Below are 17684 nucleotides of genomic sequence, written 5' to 3' on the forward strand. Positions count from 1 at the left end.
AGCGCAGTCTATTGTGGTGACTAGCCTACAGGGGAGTCGCGTTGCGCGTAATGAGAATCTCTCACAGCGCCACGGTGGGGCCGTGGCGCGCGCGGGAGCGGACACTCGTTCTTCGCGGTGAGAACATCCGGTTGGTCACGGCCCGGCATTGGCATGCCGGGGGCGTGCCGGTATCGATCGACGCCGACGCGGAACCGTGGGTGCTGCCGGCGCGCACGTTCGGCCACCATCCCGCGCTGTTCTTGTACTCCCCCGCGACGCTGTGGCGCGCGCTGGGTGGGGATTTCGACGTGATCGACATCCACGAAGAGCCGTTCGCCCTCGCCACGGCCGAGATCCTGTTGATTCGGTGGCTGCGCCGACAGCGGGCACCGTACGTGCTGTACTCGGCGCAGAACATCTCCAAGCGCTATCCGCTGCCGTTCCGCTGGCTCGAGCGCGCAGCGCTGCGCGGGGCGTCGGGAATCTCGGTGTGCAATGCCGAGGCCGGTGTGATCAGCGTGACGAAGGGGTTCCCCGGTGAGCCGCGATTGATCCCGCTTGGCGTCGACGTCGAGCCGCTCTCGGCTGCTGGCCATCGACCGGCGCATGGCGAGCGCGACGTCGCGGTGGTGGGCTTCGTGGGACGGCTGGTCGAGGAGAAGGGCGTCCAGGTGCTGCTGGATGCTGTCGCGGCGCAGCCGACGCTTCGCGCGCGGATTGCCGGCAGTGGACCGCTCTCGACCGAGATCAATGCGCGCGCGACCGAACTGGGGATCGCCGACCGGGTCGAGTTCGTCGGCGCGATCGCACCGGATCGAATGGGAGAGTTCTACGCCTCACTGGACGTGCTGGCCGTGCCATCGGTACCCACAGCGAGCTGGACGGAGCAGTTCGGTCGCGTGGCCGTCGAGGCGATGGCAGTAGGTGTGCCGGTCGTCGCCAGTGATGCCGGCGCCCTGCCGGATGTCGTCGGCGGGGCGGGGCTCGTGGTGCCGCACGGTGATGCCAGCGCGCTCGGTGAGGCGTTGGTGCGGGCTGCCGGACCCGATCGAGTGGCGTTGCAAGCAGCGGGCTTCGCGCGCGCCGCGGAGTGCTCATGGGAGGCCGTGGCGGATCAGTATCAGGCGCTGTACCGCTCGGCGGCGCAGCAGGTGGATGCTGATGTGCACGGCGTGGAGGTGATCGTGGTCGCCTATGGCGGCCCCGAGATGCTGGAGCGAGCGCTGCGACCTGTTGCCACACTGCCTGTGACGGTGATCGACAACTCGTCCATGCCCGAGATCCGTGACCTGTGCGCTGCACTGGGAGTGCGCTACATCGACCCCGGGGCCAATCTCGGCTTCGGCTCCGCGGTGAATGTGGGGTTGCGCGACCGGCTGCGCCCGCACGCCGACGTGCTGCTGCTGAATCCGGATGCGGTGATCACGTCGGACGATGTGCATCGTCTGCGTGTGTCGCTGCGCGCTGATGAGTCGCTGGCGACCGTCGGGCCCACGCAGGTCGACGAAAGTGGTGTGCGAGCCCGTGTGCGCTGGCCGTTTCCGTCGCCGTTCGGTTCGTGGTCGGATGCCCTCGGAATGGGGCGTCTGCGCAGCGACAAGGCCGGGTTCGTCATCGGTTCGGTGCTGCTGCTGCGCGCGGAGGCGCTCGCTCAGGTCGGCGGCTTCGATGAGCGGTACTTCCTGTACGCCGAGGAGACCGACTGGTCGTACCGTGCCCACCTGCTCGGGTGGCGCCATGCGGTCGACGACACCGTGCAGGCGATGCACGTGGGCGCAGGCACGAGTTCAGATCCTCGACGTCGGGAGGCGATGTTCTACGCCTCGCAAGAGCGGTATCTGCGCAAGCACTTCGGTGCGGCGGGCTGGGCCTCCGCCCGACTGGCCGGCTGGATCGGGGCATCCGCACGTGCTCTCGTGCTCTCCGGCGAGCGCGGCGCTGCCGCGCGACGGCGGGCGGCCGTCTACCGGCTCGGACCGGTGCGCGTCGAGCGACGTTTTCGGGGTGAGGCGTGATGCACATCGTGCAGATCATCCCCGTCATCGGCTCGGGCTCCGGCGTCGCCGGCAGCGCGCAGCACCTGAGCACCCAGTTCCGTGAGCTCGGGCACACCGTCGAATCCTTCACGGCCGACGCCGCACGAGGACACGCCCGACGGCAGTTCCGATCGCTGTTCATGCACCGCCTGTCACGGGTCTGGTACGCGGTGGAATTCTCGATCGCAGGCACGCGAAAGGCCAAGCGATTCCTCGCCGAGCGTCCCGACGCCGTCTCGATCTGCCACAATGCCGTCATGACGGGCGACGTCTACGTCAACCATGGGATCGTGTTCGCCGCCATGCAGGCGCGCGGAAACCTCGTCTGGCGGATGCTGCGCAATCCCCTGCACACCTTCACCTTCTTTCGGGACCGCGTCCGGTACCGGGGCCACGCGCACCGTGCGATCGTGGCGCTCACCGATGGCGAAGTCGACACACTCAAGCGGGTCTACGGCAGAGTCGCTGCGCCGGTCACCGTCATTCCGCATGGGGTGGATCTCGAGCGGTTCACTCCCCCGACGCCCGCGCAGCGTCTCGCCGCCAGGGCCGCGCTCAACCTCGATGACGAACATCGCGTGGCGCTGTTCATCGGCCACGAGTTCGATCGCAAGGGCCTGTCAGACGCGATTGCCGCGCTTGCGCACGCGCCGACGGCGATGCTGCTCGTCGTCGGCGGATTCGCCTCGGCCATCCAGCAGATGCGCGAGCATTCCGAGAAGATCGGCGTGGCCGAGCGGGTCCTGTTCGTGGGCCCTCGCACCGACCTGCCGTCGTACTTCGCGGCATCCGACATGTTCGTCTTCCCCACCCTCTACGAGTCGTACGGACTCGTCATCACCGAAGCTCTCGCGAGCGGCGTGCCTGTGATCGCCACGCGCGTCGGCTGCGCGCCCGACGTCATCGTCGACGGCGAGAACGGGTATCTGACCGAGCGCGACCCGGCGTCGATCGGCGATCTGATGGAGCGCGTCGCGGCAACCGACATCTCCGGTTGGCGCGATGCGTGCCGCGCCAGCGTCGAGCACCTGACCTGGCGGGCGACGGCGGAAAAGTATGTGGAGCTGCTCGCTCGGGTGGCGCCGGAGCGAGCCTCGACCGAGGAGGTCGCCGGGTGACCGCGCTGCGCATCCTGCACGTGATGGTGTCGGATCGATTCGCCGGCGTCGAACAGTTCGTCCGCCGCCTGGCATCCACGCAGGCAGCCGACGGACACCAGGTGTACGTCGCGGGCGGCGCGCCCGAGATGCTCGCCCGCCCGCTGCAGGATGCGGATGTGCGCTTCGCGCCCGCCGCGAACCTGCGCGAGGCTCTGAAGGCGATCCGCTCGACCGAGGTCGATGTCGTGAACTCGCACATGACGTCTGCAGATCTAGCGGCTGTGCTCAGTCGTCTGGCTGGGCGCCAGCGTCCAGCTCTGGTCTCCACCCGTCATTTCGCGATGCGTCGCGGGTCACGCGGGCCGGCTGCCGCGTACCGGCTGATCGAGCGGATGCTGGATGCCGAGATCGCGATCAGCAAGGCCGTGGCCGACTCGATCCATGTGCCGTCGACGATCGTGTATCCGGGGGTCGATCCGGTGGATGCCGAGGGCGCGGTGCGTGAGCGCACGGTGCTGATGGCGCAGCGCCTGCAGCCTGAGAAGGACACCGCGCTGGGCATCCGTGCCTTCGCGGTGTCTGGCATCGCCGACGAGGGATGGCGACTGCAGATCGCCGGGGTCGGTGCAGAAGAGGCCGAGCTGCGCAGGCTGGTCGATGAGTTGGGAATGAATGACTCCGTGACGTTCCTCGGTTTCCGCGACGACCTGCCACAGCTGATGGTCAGAGCGGGGATGCTGCTGGCCACGGCGCCGTACGAGCATTTCGGGCTGACAGTGCTGGAAGCCATGGCTTTGCGACTGCCAGTTGTCGCGAGCGGTGCGGCCGGGCACGCTGAGATGCTCGGCGATGTCGCAGACTCGGCACTATTTGTCCCTGGGAACAACAATGCCGCGGCCGAACAGTTGAGGCGTCTTGCAGGTATTGGCCCCATCATGCGCTCACGCATCGCGGCTGCCCAGCTTGAACAACAGAAGCGCTCGTTCACGCTGCGGGCGCAGGCCGACGGCACTGAGGCGGTCTATCGCCGCGCCATCGCGGAGAAGGGCACAGCGTGATGTCGGATCTGGTCGTGGTGTCGCTCGAAGCCTGGGACGATGTCTGGCGACGCAATCAGTACCTCGTGTCCGGTCTACTGGATCGCGACCCCGAACTGCGTGTGCTGTTCGTCGAGCCACCGGATGACCCGGTGCACGCACTGCGCAGCGGCTCGCGCCCTTCGTTCGGGCATCGACCTCAGCAGGTGGCAGAGCGGTTGTGGACGTTCCGTCCGGTGAAGGCGCTCCCCCGTCGGCTCGACCCCGGTGCCGACGCTCGGCTCGCTCGGTCGGTGATCCGAGCAGCGAAGCTGGTCGGGATGCCCCGGCCGCTGCTGTGGGTGAACGACCCCGGTGCAGCCGACGTCGCGCGGCTGACCGGCTGGCAGGCGTTGTACGACATGACCGACGATTGGGTGGCCGCAGACCGACCTGCAGCCGAGCGCACGCGTCTGATCACCGGCGAGCGCTGGCTGCTGCAGCACGCCGCTGCCGTGGTGGCCTGCTCACCCGAACTGGTGCGACGAAAGGGCGATCAGCGCGACGAGATCGTGCTGATCCGCAACGCGGTCGACGTGGCGCGCTACCAGCTGCCTACGGAGCGTCCAGCGGATCTCCCGGCCGGGCGCACCGCGGTATACGTCGGCACGCTGCACCGGGATCGACTTGATGTGGAGCTCTGCATCGCCACCGCGCGCGCGCTTGATGGGGTCGGCACGCTGGTGCTCGTCGGACCCGATGCACTGAGCGCCGCGGACTCGACCCTTCTGCGCGAGAACGGGGTGCTGCTGCTCGGCGCGAAACCCCGCGACGCGGTGCCCGCCTACCTGCAGCACGCCGACGTGCTGGTCGTGCCGCACGTCGTCTCGGACTTCACCGAGAGCCTCGACCCGATCAAGCTGTACGAGTATCGGGCCGTAGGGCGGCCGGTCGTGTCGACGGCAGTCGCCGGGTTCCGGGAGGCAACGGACGTCGTCGTCGCCGACGCCGACCGTTTCACAGATTCCGTCCAGCAGGCGATGCAGACGTCGTGGCTGTTCCCCGAACGCGCCGATTTCACGGCATCCGATTGGTCGGATCGGGTATCGCAGGTAGCGGCACTGCTGGCGCCTCGCTGACGCCGATGCGGATTCAGGAAGGCCGCCGCCCACAGGGCGACGGCCTTCCGACGTTCAGTGCTTCTGCACTCAGACCGTGCAGTTCACGCACGGTGGAGTCGACCCCGTCGAGATCGGGGTCGATCCGTTGCCACTCTGGGTTTGATCCTGAGACTCCCAGGTCCAGAAGAGAGTGCCCGAGATCGATGAGTTCTGGCTGTTGTCCTGCAGATTCAGATTCAGCACCACGTTCTGGCACTGGTTTGGTCCGACGGTGAAGTTCCCCGGAATGGGCGTGAAGTTCTCCGCCTGCCCATTGAAGGTCAACGTGGCGGGCACCGAGATCGAGACGGTGATCGTATCGGTGTTGGAGTTGTTGCAGATCTGCAACGGCTGCAGGTAGCCCTTGCTCCAGCTCGGAGTGTTGTTCTTGCACGACTCGCCGGGCAGCTTGCACGCGTCTCCGGCTTGGCTGACCGTGACGATTTCGGATGCTGCGGCCAACGGCACAGACGATGCGACAGCCACGGCAGGAACAGCCCATGCCATAGCCTTGGTCACAGTACGGCGGCTGATACCGCCCTGTTCGTTTTCAGACATGAAATGCCCCCAGTAATTGTGTTTGCTCGCCACAGTCCCCAGTACGAGCGGGTGGCAGGCCCCTACACTCTGCCACGGTAATGCTAGCGTATTCCGAGGCTCACGAGAACCCCGTGATGCCTACGTATGACAGGGGATTATTGGGGATGACCGACGTGCAGAACAACCCCGGTGTCGTCGCCCAGATGGCATCCCTGCTGCGGGTCACAGGCGCGAAGCCATCACGATGGGTCACCACCACCGTGCTCGCCTCGATCATCCTCGCCGGGCTCGATCTCATCGGCGTCGCCGCGATGATCCCCCTGATGCAGCTCGTCACATCGCAGGGGCCACTCGAGGGCGTCAATCGCATGATCGCCGACGTGCTCGGCACCACCGATCTGCAGGTGCTCATCCCCGTCGTGGCCGGCGGCGTCGCCCTGGCGTTCGTCGTCAAGAGCGCCGGTTCGCTGCTGTTCCGCTGGTGGCTGCTCGGACGCACAACACGGGTATCGGCACTGGCATCCGTCGAGCTGATGCGCCGGTATGTGCTCGCCCCCTACGGTCAGCACCGACAGCGCAGCCTCAGCACCGTGTACCGCAACATCAATGACGCGACGAATCAATCGGCCAGCGTGCTGTTGGCGAGCCTGACTCTCTGCACCGACGCACTGGTGCTCGCAGCGATCGTCGCCGTCCTGCTGATCAGCTCCCCCGGAGTAACTCTGTTCGCGGTCGCGCTGTTCGGCGTCCTGGTCTTCGGTGTGCAGCATCTGCTGCGCAGGCGCCAGATGCGCATCGGCGAGAACATGGCCGAGGCGGGGCTGCGTGCTTGGCAGTCGCTCATGCCTGGGCTCGACGGCTTCCGCGAGACGCGCCTCAGCGGCAGCGCCGACCGGTTCATCGACGGCTACCGCCGCGCCAAGCTAGACGGCGCGCACCAATCACGGCTGATGGGCTTCCTCTCCGACATCCCCCGCTACCTTCTCGAAGTCAGTTTCATCCTCGCCATCGTGGGCATCGCGATCCTGCTGTTCGCGGTGGGCGAAGGCGAGCAGGTCATTCCGGTGCTCGGCCTTTTCGCAGCGGCCTCCATGCGCGCGCTCCCGACGCTCAATCGCATCACGGCGAACGTCGGCACGATGCGCGCGGGGCGCGCTGGTCTGCGCATCTTCACCGAAGCGCTCGCCCAACTCGAGACCGAGGGCACGCATGAAGCGCGATCGACGAGCGGTGAGCGTTATGAAGGGGACATCGAACTCGATCACGTGACGTTCCAGTACGCGGACGCCGATCGCCCGGTGCTCGATGGGCTGTCGCTGAGGATCCCTGCGAATGAGACGACCGCCTTCGTCGGCTCCAGTGGTGCGGGCAAGAGCACGCTGCTCGACCTGATCCTCGGGTTGCTCTCTCCCACCGAAGGGTCGATCACGTGTGGGGGTCGGTTGATCGACGACGACCTCGCAGCATGGTACGCCGGGCTCGGCGTTGTTCCCCAGGAGGTGTTCCTGTCGAATGACTCCGTGGCTGCGAATATCGCGTTCGGCCTCGCGCCGGCCGAATTCGATCGAGAGCGTCTTCGCGAGGTCGCATCTGTCGCCCAGTTGGACGCACTGGTCGATGACCTGCCCGATGGATTCGACACAATGGTCGGTGATCGCGGCGTGCGACTCTCAGGGGGTCAGCGTCAGCGCATCGGACTCGCTCGCGCACTCTACCGTCAGCCGCGCATTCTGGTGCTCGATGAGGCCACGAGTGCACTCGACAACGCGACCGAACACGAGATTGCGGCGACGCTGGACGGTCTACGCGGCAGCATGACCGTGCTGATCGTCGCGCACCGGCTCTCGACCGTGCGCGATGCCGACACACTGATCTTCTTGGAGTCGGGCCGCATTGCGACCCGTGGCACGTTCGATGAGGTGCGCGCCACCAACGAAGAATTCGCAAGGCTGGTGGAGTTGGGGAAACTGGAGTAGCGGCGCACCAGGCTCAGTGGAAACCGTCGATGGCGGTCCAGCGTGGGTCGAGTTGATGCGCATCGCTTCCGTGCGCCATGCGCGCATGGAAGCGCGGCATCACGACCTGCGTCTCTGCGTGAAGCGCGTCGGCCATGTAGGCGCCCCAGTATGAGAACGTCGAGTTCGCGCCGATCAGTCGACGGGCGCTCGCCAGCGCCATCAGATTGCGCTTCGGATCCGGTGCGGCATACTCGACGTCGCCGATGCGGCTTGAGATGCGCTGTATGAGCTCGGTGCGACACCAATCGGGATCGTCCGATACAACCAGCACATCGGGCGAGTCAGAGAAGTGCTCCAATGCGGCAGAGACGTACGAGACGACGTCGAAACCATGCTTCGCCTCGAACTCGGTCGCGTAGAAATCACCACGACGCACGTTGATGATCAGGCGCTCCTCCCTAGGCGCATGCAGCCGATCGGTGAACACGTCGATGATGAATGACTGCAGCTGATCACGACTGAAGTCGACGCCGAACCGTTGGTACAGCCACACCGGATCCCATTCACGGCGATCGGAAAAACGCAATTCATTGCGGGTCACGGTCAGCGGACGCAGCGCGGGAAACTCCTGCGCCCACTCCGCCATCCCCGTCGACTCCAGTACGGCGACCGACGAGCTGTCCTTCGTCCGGTGGTGCGCCTCCAGCCAGAGGTACAGCAGATTGCCGAGACGCATACCTGCCGGCGGCGTGGTCAGCACCGAACGGTCACCGCGCCGCAGCACGTCAATGGCAGATGTAGCACGCTGACGCGATGAGTCGACAGCTCGACGGGCGACCCGTTTGAACCGCCGCACTCCGTCGTTCACGACTGGCTCTCATCGGTCGAACGAGCGCGGCAGGGCGGGGTCGAGTCGACCTGTATCGGCGCACCTCCAAGGGGCTCGGCGATCCGCGCGAGCCGATAGCGTCCGGAATCCCGGCGGCGCAGAGGAGTCATTAGGGCTGTGAAGAACGGATGCCGAGAGCGCCGCAGCCATCGCCGCAGCACGATCGGCGGACGCATGTGCGCTGTGTGCCCTGACCAGCCGAACTTACGGCGGATCACGTCTGGATCCCTCACCCACGAGAAGTGGAGTATCGCGCGTGAAGCATCGACGACGGCGTGTACCGGGGCGTCGATCGGATGCCACGGGTCGGTGTTTTTTGCGTCGAGATCCACGCGGAACAGCTGCACATCAGCCTGCCGGGCGTGGCGCAGCTGCGTGCCCGCTTTCACCGCGACCGGGCCCGGGAACGATGCCGCCCGTTGCCACCATCGACGGCTCACTTCTAGGTACCAGCCGTGTCGTGAACGGGTGTAGAGCCAGCGTGCGGGGTACTCGAGTCCGTCCGCCCCGTTAACGTTCGCACGCCGCAGCATCGCGAAGAACGCGTCCGGATCCACCAGCACCTCATCGGTATCCAGCTGCACGACCCAGTCGGCACCGTCAGATGCGCGATCGAGTGCGGACTGGCGTTGATGCGTGTCGTTTTCGAGAGGCGCGTGGTCCAGCCGTGCGAAGTCACCCGGTGCGTGCACGCACTTGGCATCGACGTCGAGCTCGGCGATGATCCTCAGACACTGGTCGAGCGGCAGCGGTGTGCCCGTCCACGACGTCCCATTGCGATCATACGAAAGCACGATTCGGTCTACATGCGGGTAGTAAGCGCTGATGCTCTCGCGGAGGTAGGACGGATCCGCGACGAGCACGTATGCGTGGATTCGCAGTTCATCGGGCTCGCGCATCACGCCACTCCCGAGAGGCGGCTGCGGCACGGTCGTTCGGGCGCAGCGCGGCTGTGAGGCCCACGACGGTGCCCATGAGGTCAGTGCTGCCGCGGGCCACTCCCCCGCCGAGTCCGCGTACCTTGGCGATTGTGCCGCGCTTCGACGGCATCCCGTTCACACCTGACAGCGCCTCTCGCCCCGCAGTACGCAGCACCTGCGCAAGGTAACGAGGCAGACGCGGGCTACGCCATCCCAGCACCGTCGTCAACAGCAGGATGTGATTGCGTGCCCCATAGAACCGGTAGCGAAGGTCGAATCGCTTTCCCTTGGCATACTCCCCCGCCACGTGCAGCACGGATGCGCGCGGTGCGAACACCACGCGGTAGCCCGCGACCTTCACTCGCAGCGCAAGATCGGAGTCCTCGCGCAGACACGTTCCGGGATAGAAATCGCGGATGCCACCGATGCTGCGCAGTGCCTCGGCGCGGACAGTCATGTTCGCCCCGAGCATGTGATCGGTCTCGACGATGCGTCCTGGATCCGCCCCGAAATTACCGGTGAGCGTGCCGTCGCGCCGGAACCGACCGATGCTATCCCAGCCTTCGAGTTCCTCTCCTGGACGGTCGTTGTCCGCACGTCCGCCGACAGCGCCGACGGTGGGATCGTCGTAGGCCGCCAGAATTTCGGCAAGCCATTGCGGCTCGGCGTACGCATCGTCGTCGATGAACGCGATGATTTCCTCTGTCGTGCCCTGCACACCGATCGCGCGGGAAGCCGCGAGGGTTCCCACGCCGAGGTCGTTGCGGCGGTACTCCACCTCAGGAAAACCTTCAACGACTGCTCGGGTCAGGTCGTCCGGAGACGCATCCACGACGACCACGCGCGCAGCTCTCGTGGCCTGTCCGGCGATATGCTCCAGGCATTTCCGCACGTGGTCGGGTCGCCGATAGGTTGCGACCACAACCACAGCACTGCGCTCGTTCACCAATTGCCCCTTTCCGCCCGCACCCGCATGCGGGACGCCCCATTTGTCCACGATAGGGGACAGTGAGGCGTCGGAGCACCGTCCAGACGCCCGGCGGCATACTTGACTCATGAGTACGCGCCGCCTGTCGATCACGACGATCGCCACCGACAATCCGATGGGTGCTCAGGCGTACCAGCGCCAGATCATGAATCGGGCGGCACACGCACTGGCAGAGGTGGAAGAAAGGGAGTGGTCGGTCCGCGAAGTCGTGGCACGTTCCATGCGCTCGCAGCTGCCTGGCGATCGCAGACTGCCGCTGGCGCGGCTGGCCCAAGCATCGCCATCTGTGCGGCGGGCGGTCGGCAAGATGCTGTTCGCCGGCGACGACGTCACGCATCGCATGGCGTTGGAACTGCCTCCGGGCCCCCGAGATGTCGTCACGCTTCACGATGTCGTGGCGTGGCGCTTTCCCGATGAGTCCGCCCCGGTTGCAGCCGCCGCGGAAGAGTTGAAGCGCGCCGCCGCGGTGATCTGCGTATCGGAGTTCAGCGCGCAGGAGGCAATAGACCTGCTCGGCATCCGCAACCCGATCGTCGTGCACAACGGCGTCGACCCGCGCTATTTTGATGCGGTTCCACTCGATCGCGCCGAGCGCAAGCGCCTCGGTTTGGAGGAAGGTTTCGTTCTGCACCTCGGTGGTGCCGCACAGCGGAAGAACTTGGACGCGCTAGCGGCCGCATGGCCAACCGTGCGTCGCGAACGCCCTCACCTCAACCTAGCGTTGGCTGGCCCCCCGCACCCGCGCCGGACGGCGCTTTTTCAAGGACTGCCCGGCGTGCGGATGCTGGGTCGGCTCTCCGATGACGTGATGCCGTCGCTGGTCGCCAGCGCGAGCGCCGTAGTCGTACCCTCCTTGTACGAGGGATTCGGTCTTCCAGTGCTCGAGGCGATGGCCGCGAACGTACCAGTCGTGGTCGCAAATACGAGCAGCCTCCCTGAGGTCGCCGGCGGGCACGGGATCTTGGTCACGCCTGATGCCGTGGCAATCGCTGGCGGCTTGATTGACGCCACTGCCGACAGCGGCAATGGCGTCGACATGATCGACAGGGCTCGTGAACACGCCGCACAGTTCACTTGGGAACGCAGCGCCGCTGGACACGCGCAGGTCTGGACGTCATTCGCATGAGCTCCGACGCTTCACATTCCGAATCGGGGGCGCCGGCCGTTCCGCTCCTGGCATTCGTCACGACCGTGCGGCATCCCCTCAACAGCACTGATTTCGCGCTGGTTGAGCAGATGCTGCGACAGTCTTTGACGGCGTGGCTCCGGCAGACCGATGAGCGCTTCGTCATCATCGTCGTCGCGAACGAATCCGTCGCGTTCGCAGGCGGTCCGCGCGTAGACCGCGTCCTGGTCGATTTCCCGCCGCCTTCCACCGAACAGACTTCTCGCACGGGCATCGCAGCAGTTCTACGCGACAAGGGGACGAAGAACGCCATCGGTCTGGCGCGAGCGCGCGAACTCGGGGCCAAACACGTGATGTTCGTGGATGCCGATGATTTCGTGTCACGCCGACTCACCGAGTTCGTGGCCGCCGATATCGGCGCCCCCGGCTGGACGATCACGGATGGGTGGCGGGTTCAGATGTCGCGGCGAAGCGTCAGACGCCACCGTGATGACTTCCATCTGCAGTGCGGCTCTTCCCACATCGTCCGCATCGACCTGCTCCCTGCCACGCCCTTCGGTCTGAAGGCATCCCAGGAACAGCTGTACGCATCAATCGGAGATCGCCTTGAACGACATCTCGGTTCACACATGCACCTTCACGATGATCTCCCGCTTGCTCCGCTGCCGTTTCCTGGGGCCCTTTACCGTGTTGGGTCCGGTCAGTCGCATTCCGGGAATGCTCTCGGTGGCTGGGGTCGTCCAATCACAAGCCATATCGCGGATGAGTTCGGCGTTCCCTCGACCCCGCGCTCACCTCGTGGGATAGCGCGCGCGGTCTTGCCGTCGGCTCGGGCGCTTGCAGAACGCTTGCCTGGCCTTCGTGCTCGCTGACGACCTTCACCCGATCATTTCCCGAGCAGTGCGCCGCCGACCCCGCGGGGAAACACCGGAGAGTGCGCTGCAAGCTCATTGGCGAAGCCTGCCAGGGCGGCTTCCAGCCCGTCGCCAAGGGCTGCGACGATACCGGCATCGGCAGCCCAGGCCTCAGCCGCGATGGAGTCCAGTGAGTCGACGTCCTCGAAGGGCACGTAGCGGGATCGACCCGGTGTCACCGTCGCCTCATAGTCGCGAAACTTGAAGTCCCCACCCGTCAGCGGCGGATTGAGTGTCGTCCAGAAGGCGGGGATGCCGTACGAATCAGCCGTGATCAGACCGTGCAATGACGTCGTGACGACCGCGCGTGCTGCCGCGATCTCACGAATGGCGCTGACTGCGCCCTGGTGCACGTTGACGACTCGCGCGTCGGCCACGTCGATCAGATCCGTCAGTCGCTGATGGCCGCGGTGATGACCGTGAGGCACGACAGCGATCCGCCCGTCGGGGGGCGGCGGCGCGACGTGCCGCGCGACCAGAATGCCGGGATCACCGTAAGCGGGCTCAACGGCAAGACCGAGACGTTCCGCGGTGAGAGGCCCGCGGAGTGCCAGCGCAGTCACGTTCGGCAGCGGGTGGGCGATATCGCGCATCAGTCCCGTGCCCCAGAGCACACCTGAGAATTCCCGGTCCACGAACTCGAGCAGGCTCCCCACCCCGATCAATTGCGCGCGCCGTGGTTCGCGGTACACCGGAACGATGCCGTAGCGCGGCAGCAGCCACGGTGTGAGCATGTCCCCGAAATTCGGGTGCCCGTCCCACCAAAATGCTGGAACGATCGGGCCTCCCCAGGCCTGCCGCTGCAGCGCAGCTGAACCGAGTCGCCGCAGCTGGCGCATTCGCCGACGCGTCGAACCCTCGTACTTCATCGCTTGCCTCCCGGCGCGATCGCCTCGTAGAGCGCCTCGTACCCCCGGGCAACGCTCTGCCACCGGAAGTACTTCACTCTCTCGCGCCCCCGTGCACCGATCCTCCTGCGAAGGGTCGGCTCCGAACTCACTCGAATCAGTACATCAGCCAGGGCGCTGAGATCGGTTGGGTCGACCAGAAGCCCATCTTCCCCATCTCTCACGAATTCGCCCGCCCCACCACGGCTTGTCATGACCAACGGCGCGCTCGCGCGCCAGGCCTCCAGCGCGACGATACCGAAGGCTTCGGAACGAGACGGGACGACCACCGCTGTGGCGGCACGCATATACGCATCGACCTCGGCGGGCGAGAGTCGGCCGAGAAATGACACCACAGCGCCGAGTCCCGCCTGCTTGGCACGCTGTTCGAGCGCGTCGCGCTCGGGTCCGTCTCCACCGATCAGAAGGTTGATGCCTTCTGGACGCGCACGCGCGAACGCATCGATGAGCAGGTCGAATCCCTTCGCGGCCCCGAGACGTCCGACTGCGAACAGATACTCACCGTCCAAGGGCACAGTGGCCGGGGCTACCTCGAGGTCGACTCCATTCGGCACGACCTCCCCGTGCGCGAGTGCGTACTTCGCCCGCAGATCGGCGAGTACAAACTCGCTCGGCGCGGTCACGGCATCCGCCGATGCCAGGGCACGACGCAAACGCGACCTCAAGAACGCCGAACGCACGTAGATACCGTTGTCGTCGGCCACGGTCTCGCCATGTGAGGTGATCACGAGGGGTGTCCCGTGTTTATGATGCAAGGCATCGGCGTACACGCCATTAGGTCCGAAGCAGTGCACGTGAAGCACGTCCGGCTTCAGGCGCCTGTGAGCACGACGCCACGAGCCCCACGCTGTGGGCCAGCGAGCAGCGAATCGCAACATCGCGGGCAGCGAACGCGCTGGGAGCGGTGTGTGCAGGTACCTTACGGGAATCTCGCTGCCATCAGCGGCAAGAAACGGATGCTGCGGGGCTGAGCCTCGGTCGACCGTCCACACCTCGACGATGTGGCCCCGCGAATGCAAGTGCCGCGCCACTTGGGCGACATGCTCCTCGACGCCGCCGAAATGCGGGGCGAACGACGAGGTGATCAGAGCGACGCGATGCGCTGTCGGGTCAGCCATTCTTGGGGCCGCGTTGCGACCGGCGCGCCGGCACGTCAACGCTGGCACCACGCAGTAGTTCATTGAAGTCGTCGGCCATCGCCCCATCGTCGGCGACCGCATCTGCTGTCGCCCCCTCTTCAGGCGTGGGCAGGTAGAAGTCCGCGTGCGGCTGTGCCGCAGCAGGTCGAGCGCTGACCTCTGGCGTCGCAGCATCTGCCTTGTGCTTCGAAGCCCGGGACCTGCCTTTCTTCGCGGAGCTCGGCGAATACTCGTATGTGTACACCGATGATTCCGACCCCGTCAGCGGTGCGCGGTTCAGAACGACGCCGAGCACTCGGCCGTGCACCTTGTGCAGCGCCTCTTTCGCCTTCTCGACGAGGTCATAGGTGGTCTTTCCGACCGAGACGACGATGAGCACGCCGTCAGCCTGGTGAGCGAGCACGGCGCCATCGGTGACGGCGAGCAGAGGCGGCGCGTCGATGATCACTGTCGCGTGTTCCGCGAGTTCGTCGACGATCGCCTTCATCTTCGCCGAGCCGAGCACTTCACTGGGGTTCGGCGGGATCGTGCCGGCGACGAGCACTGCGAGACTCGGTACGTGAGGTGAGCTCTGCAATACGTCGACGAGGTTCGCCCGCCCCGCGAGGACATCAGTGAGACCCGACGTCGCCGACGCCCCGGTCGTCTTCGCGACGGTCGGCCGACGCAGATCACCGTCGACGAGCACAACAGGCACGCCGTTGGCTGCGAGCGTCGCGGCCAGATTCGCGGCGACCGTCGACTTGCCCTCACCAGGAACTGCGCTGCTCACCAGGATGATGCGTGGCGGATTGTCGACATCCATGAACTGCAGGTTGGTGCGCAACACACGCAGCGCCTCGCGCATTGCGTAGCTCGACTTGGTACCCGACTGGTCGTCGATCAGAAGGCGCTGACCATCCTGCACCTCGTCGGCCAGAGGCAGCGTCCCGACAACCGCGACGCCGAGGCGCGACTCGACATCGTCGCGCGCGCGCACGCGCCGATCCGACACCGCGCGCACCAGCGCGAAGGCGATGCCCATGCCGAGCCCGAGCACACCGCCGACGAGCAGCGCCATGCGCTTGTCCGGGAATGCCGGCGCCGATGGCAGCGCCGCCGATTCCGCCAACTCGACGGTGATCGTACCCATCTCGGGTGCGGACTCGTCCGCGCGTTCTTCGATCGTGTCAGTCAACCCGTTGACCCACGCCTCGGCAAGGTCGCGTGCAGCCTCGGGCGTCGATCCCTCAGCCGTGATCTTGAGAATCGGAGTGCCGACAGGATTCTCTACCGTCACACGCTGTACGAGTTGCTCAGGGGCGACGTCCAGTCCGAGTGCCTCAGCGGCCTTCTCTGCGACATTTCGCCACGTCGCCATCTCGAGGAATGTGGGCACCTGCGACTTCGAGATGGAGTCGTTCGATCCGGGCGAAAGCTGCATTCCCTCTTCGGCAGCGCTCTTCACCGTGACGACGCCACTCGCGTCAGCGCGGTAGACAGGAGTCTGCACTGCCGCCCAGCCGAACCCGGCGGCAAGCCCCAGCAGCGTCATCAGCACGATGCCGAGCCAGTGCCGCTTCAGCGCGTTCGCGTAGTCACGGAGTTCCATGCCACCCCCATTTGTCCCAGACTCTCGATCTTAGAAGACTCGCCGTCATTGGTGCCGAGAGATTGCCCATGATCCTCCGGATGCCGATCTCGCCAGTACACCTGTGCGCCCAGGCATATCCCGGCTATGAGGAATGGGATCGAGGTCTGAGCAGCGACCCAGAACAGATCGAACTGCGCAGCGACGATGCGTGAGATCAGAGCGGCGAAGGCCAATGCGCCGAAGGCCGGATGCTTGGTCCAGAACTTCCACAGCACGATCAGGAACCCGATCCACATCACGCCGAAGGCCGCGAGGCCGACCACCCCCGTGGAGGCGACGACTTCCAATTCGGCCTGAGGTGGCTGGAAGTTCGCAGTCGGATGCACGTACCAGTAGCGCAGCCCATGCCCGAAGATCGGCGAGTGCTTCCACAGCGCGTACACCTCCCGCATCCATTCGAGCCGCTGGTAGGTGGAGTTGAACCTGTTCTGCGACTCGAACTGGTCGATCACGCTCTGCACGATCAGCACGGCGCCAGGGATGCCGAGCAGCGCAACCAGGATCTTGTGCCGTCCCGCACCGGAACGCATCACGTACAGCATCATGGCGACGATGAGCCCGATGATGGCCTGCCGCGACTGAGTCAGGGCGAGAGCGATGAACATCAGCCACATTGCGGGCAGCGTCACGCGACGCGAGAGTCGCGCAGCGGGCGGTTTGATGAACACGATGAGGATCGCGAATGACAGTGCAGCCCCTGCGAAGTTCTTGTGCATCGCCCAGGGCCACCGCGGATAGATCGGTTTGAAGCCTTCGGTGATGAACACCACCGCGGCCGTCACAATCGTGCCGATCGCGATCAGCGCAGCGGTGGCGATCATCAGCAGCAACGCCGTTCGCATCAGACCGGCCCGACCGATTCCCCAGCCGAGCACCAGTGCGCCGGCGATGAGCAGCCACGCATGGAACCATTCGACGGTGTTCTGCGGGAACGGGTTGACGATGACCGTGAAGAGTGTCGCGAATTGGTAGATGGCGTTCAACCAGAGCATCGCGCGCATCGTCGGGCTGAAGTCCCGACGCGACAGCAGCACCACGGTGACGAAACCGAGGGCGATCGCGAGGTCCGAGACCGTAAGGTCTCCGACGCCGATGCCGACGCGCGCCGTGACAAAAGCGCTTGGTACGGCCATCAGCGGGAGAATCATCGGATGCCGAGGCGAGAGCACCACGCCGATGATGACCGCGGACAATGCGATTGCGGTCGTGGCTCCATCGGCGAGGCCCCTGTCCAGCAGGAAGTACACCGCGAGCACGGTGCCGACGGCGAACAAAGACCAGCGCCACAGGTTAGCCCAGGCTTCGCGAAGAAGACCGGCGACCACGGCACGACGAATCGCCACGCGCCCTCCTTCCCCTCGGAGCCCCTGAAGTT

Annotated in this window: 15 protein-coding genes; 7 read left to right on the plus strand and 8 right to left on the minus strand. The window is 65.7% G+C overall.

Annotated elements, in window-relative coordinates; genetic code table 11:
* Positions 1 to 50: 50 nt before the first annotated feature.
* The 4 genes from MNR00_RS13345 to MNR00_RS13360 are packed head-to-tail and all read left to right on the plus strand — an operon-like array spanning position 51 to position 5273.
* Positions 51 to 1997 (plus strand): glycosyltransferase, encoded by a 1947-nt coding sequence (locus tag MNR00_RS13345; RefSeq protein WP_241926405.1) that lies wholly within the window; start codon positions 51 to 53, stop codon positions 1995 to 1997.
* Entirely contained in the window at positions 1997 to 3136 is a 1140-nt protein-coding gene (locus MNR00_RS13350; protein ID WP_241928854.1) for a glycosyltransferase family 4 protein, read from the plus strand. Before MNR00_RS13345 ends, MNR00_RS13350 begins: the two co-directional genes overlap by 1 nt.
* Entirely contained in the window at positions 3133 to 4176 is a 1044-nt protein-coding gene (locus MNR00_RS13355) for a glycosyltransferase (RefSeq protein ID WP_241926406.1), read from the plus strand. Before MNR00_RS13350 ends, MNR00_RS13355 begins: the two co-directional genes overlap by 4 nt.
* Entirely contained in the window at positions 4176 to 5273 is a 1098-nt protein-coding gene (locus tag MNR00_RS13360; protein ID WP_241926407.1) for a glycosyltransferase, read from the plus strand. The genes MNR00_RS13355 and MNR00_RS13360 overlap by 1 nt, the downstream gene beginning before the upstream one ends.
* Before the next feature lie 69 nt (positions 5274 to 5342).
* Here the strand turns inward: MNR00_RS13360 and MNR00_RS13365 are convergent, their stop codons facing one another.
* Positions 5343 to 5885: a hypothetical protein gene (locus MNR00_RS13365; RefSeq protein ID WP_241926408.1), complete on the minus strand. Its 543-nt coding sequence runs from the start codon at positions 5883 to 5885 to the stop codon at positions 5343 to 5345.
* Between the two features lie 113 nt (positions 5886 to 5998).
* On the opposite strand from MNR00_RS13365, the gene MNR00_RS13370 reads away from it, so the two are divergent.
* Positions 5999 to 7810, plus strand: coding sequence for an ABC transporter ATP-binding protein (locus MNR00_RS13370; protein WP_241926409.1), 1812 nt, complete (start codon positions 5999 to 6001; stop codon positions 7808 to 7810).
* A gap of 13 nt (positions 7811 to 7823) precedes the next feature.
* Here the strand turns inward: MNR00_RS13370 and MNR00_RS13375 are convergent, their stop codons facing one another.
* The 3 genes from MNR00_RS13375 to MNR00_RS13385 all read right to left on the minus strand — a co-directional run bounded on the left by MNR00_RS13375 (position 7824) and on the right by MNR00_RS13385 (position 10547).
* The gene (locus tag MNR00_RS13375; RefSeq protein WP_241926410.1) at positions 7824 to 8438 is read right to left on the minus strand and encodes an alpha-1,2-fucosyltransferase; all 615 of its coding nucleotides are present in this window, start codon (positions 8436 to 8438) and stop codon (positions 7824 to 7826) included.
* Between the two features lie 218 nt (positions 8439 to 8656).
* Positions 8657 to 9580: a hypothetical protein gene (locus tag MNR00_RS13380; protein WP_241926411.1), complete on the minus strand. Its 924-nt coding sequence runs from the start codon at positions 9578 to 9580 to the stop codon at positions 8657 to 8659.
* Positions 9564 to 10547 (minus strand): glycosyltransferase family 2 protein, encoded by a 984-nt coding sequence (locus tag MNR00_RS13385; protein WP_241926412.1) that lies wholly within the window; start codon positions 10545 to 10547, stop codon positions 9564 to 9566. Before MNR00_RS13385 ends, MNR00_RS13380 begins: the two co-directional genes overlap by 17 nt.
* 109 nt (positions 10548 to 10656) lie before the next feature.
* On the opposite strand from MNR00_RS13385, the gene MNR00_RS13390 reads away from it, so the two are divergent.
* Complete coding sequence (locus MNR00_RS13390) at positions 10657 to 11715, plus strand: glycosyltransferase family 1 protein (protein WP_241926413.1); 1059 nt, start codon at positions 10657 to 10659, stop codon at positions 11713 to 11715.
* Positions 11712 to 12587 carry a hypothetical protein gene (locus MNR00_RS13395; protein WP_241926414.1) on the plus strand — a complete coding sequence of 292 codons (876 nt, stop codon included), beginning with the start codon at positions 11712 to 11714 and terminating at the stop codon, positions 12585 to 12587. Before MNR00_RS13390 ends, MNR00_RS13395 begins: the two co-directional genes overlap by 4 nt.
* Positions 12588 to 12601: 14 nt before the next feature.
* Here MNR00_RS13395 and MNR00_RS13400 read toward each other — a convergent pair whose 3' ends face one another.
* Genes MNR00_RS13400 through MNR00_RS13415 form a run of 4 tightly spaced genes read right to left on the minus strand, consistent with a single transcriptional unit; the run spans position 12602 to position 17652 of the window.
* A complete protein-coding gene (locus MNR00_RS13400; RefSeq protein ID WP_241926415.1) occupies positions 12602 to 13468 on the minus strand; it encodes a polysaccharide pyruvyl transferase family protein in 867 nt (288 codons plus the stop codon).
* 26 nt (positions 13469 to 13494) lie between these two features.
* On the minus strand, positions 13495 to 14655 hold the full coding sequence (locus tag MNR00_RS13405) for a glycosyltransferase family 4 protein (RefSeq protein ID WP_241926416.1): 1161 nt from the start codon (positions 14653 to 14655) through the stop codon (positions 13495 to 13497).
* On the minus strand, positions 14648 to 16267 hold the full coding sequence (locus MNR00_RS13410; protein WP_241926417.1) for a polysaccharide biosynthesis tyrosine autokinase: 1620 nt from the start codon (positions 16265 to 16267) through the stop codon (positions 14648 to 14650). The genes MNR00_RS13405 and MNR00_RS13410 overlap by 8 nt, the downstream gene beginning before the upstream one ends.
* Entirely contained in the window at positions 16237 to 17652 is a 1416-nt protein-coding gene (locus MNR00_RS13415) for an O-antigen ligase family protein (protein ID WP_241926418.1), read from the minus strand. Before MNR00_RS13415 ends, MNR00_RS13410 begins: the two co-directional genes overlap by 31 nt.
* Between the last annotated feature and the right edge of the window lie 32 nt (positions 17653 to 17684).

The organism is Microbacterium sp. H1-D42 (genome assembly GCF_022637555.1).
Lineage (GTDB): Bacteria > Actinomycetota > Actinomycetes > Actinomycetales > Microbacteriaceae > Microbacterium.

Excerpts from the sequence above, each read along its gene's own strand:
- MNR00_RS13380 (WP_241926411.1), bottom strand. The coding sequence starts at position 9,580 with ATGCGCGAGCCCGATGAACTGCGAATCCACGCATACGTGCTCGTCGCG.
- MNR00_RS13395 (WP_241926414.1), top strand. The coding sequence starts at position 11,712 with ATGAGCTCCGACGCTTCACATTCCGAATCGGGGGCGCCGGCCGTTCCG.
- MNR00_RS13370 (WP_241926409.1), top strand. The coding sequence starts at position 5,999 with ATGACCGACGTGCAGAACAACCCCGGTGTCGTCGCCCAGATGGCATCC.
- MNR00_RS13405 (WP_241926416.1), bottom strand. The coding sequence starts at position 14,655 with ATGGCTGACCCGACAGCGCATCGCGTCGCTCTGATCACCTCGTCGTTC.
- MNR00_RS13345 (WP_241926405.1), top strand. The coding sequence starts at position 51 with ATGAGAATCTCTCACAGCGCCACGGTGGGGCCGTGGCGCGCGCGGGAG.
- MNR00_RS13360 (WP_241926407.1), top strand. The coding sequence starts at position 4,176 with ATGTCGGATCTGGTCGTGGTGTCGCTCGAAGCCTGGGACGATGTCTGG.
- MNR00_RS13375 (WP_241926410.1), bottom strand. The coding sequence starts at position 8,438 with ATGGCGGAGTGGGCGCAGGAGTTTCCCGCGCTGCGTCCGCTGACCGTG.
- MNR00_RS13390 (WP_241926413.1), top strand. The coding sequence starts at position 10,657 with ATGAGTACGCGCCGCCTGTCGATCACGACGATCGCCACCGACAATCCG.
- MNR00_RS13350 (WP_241928854.1), top strand. The coding sequence starts at position 1,997 with ATGCACATCGTGCAGATCATCCCCGTCATCGGCTCGGGCTCCGGCGTC.
- MNR00_RS13410 (WP_241926417.1), bottom strand. The coding sequence starts at position 16,267 with ATGGAACTCCGTGACTACGCGAACGCGCTGAAGCGGCACTGGCTCGGC.
- MNR00_RS13400 (WP_241926415.1), bottom strand. The coding sequence starts at position 13,468 with ATGCGCCAGCTGCGGCGACTCGGTTCAGCTGCGCTGCAGCGGCAGGCC.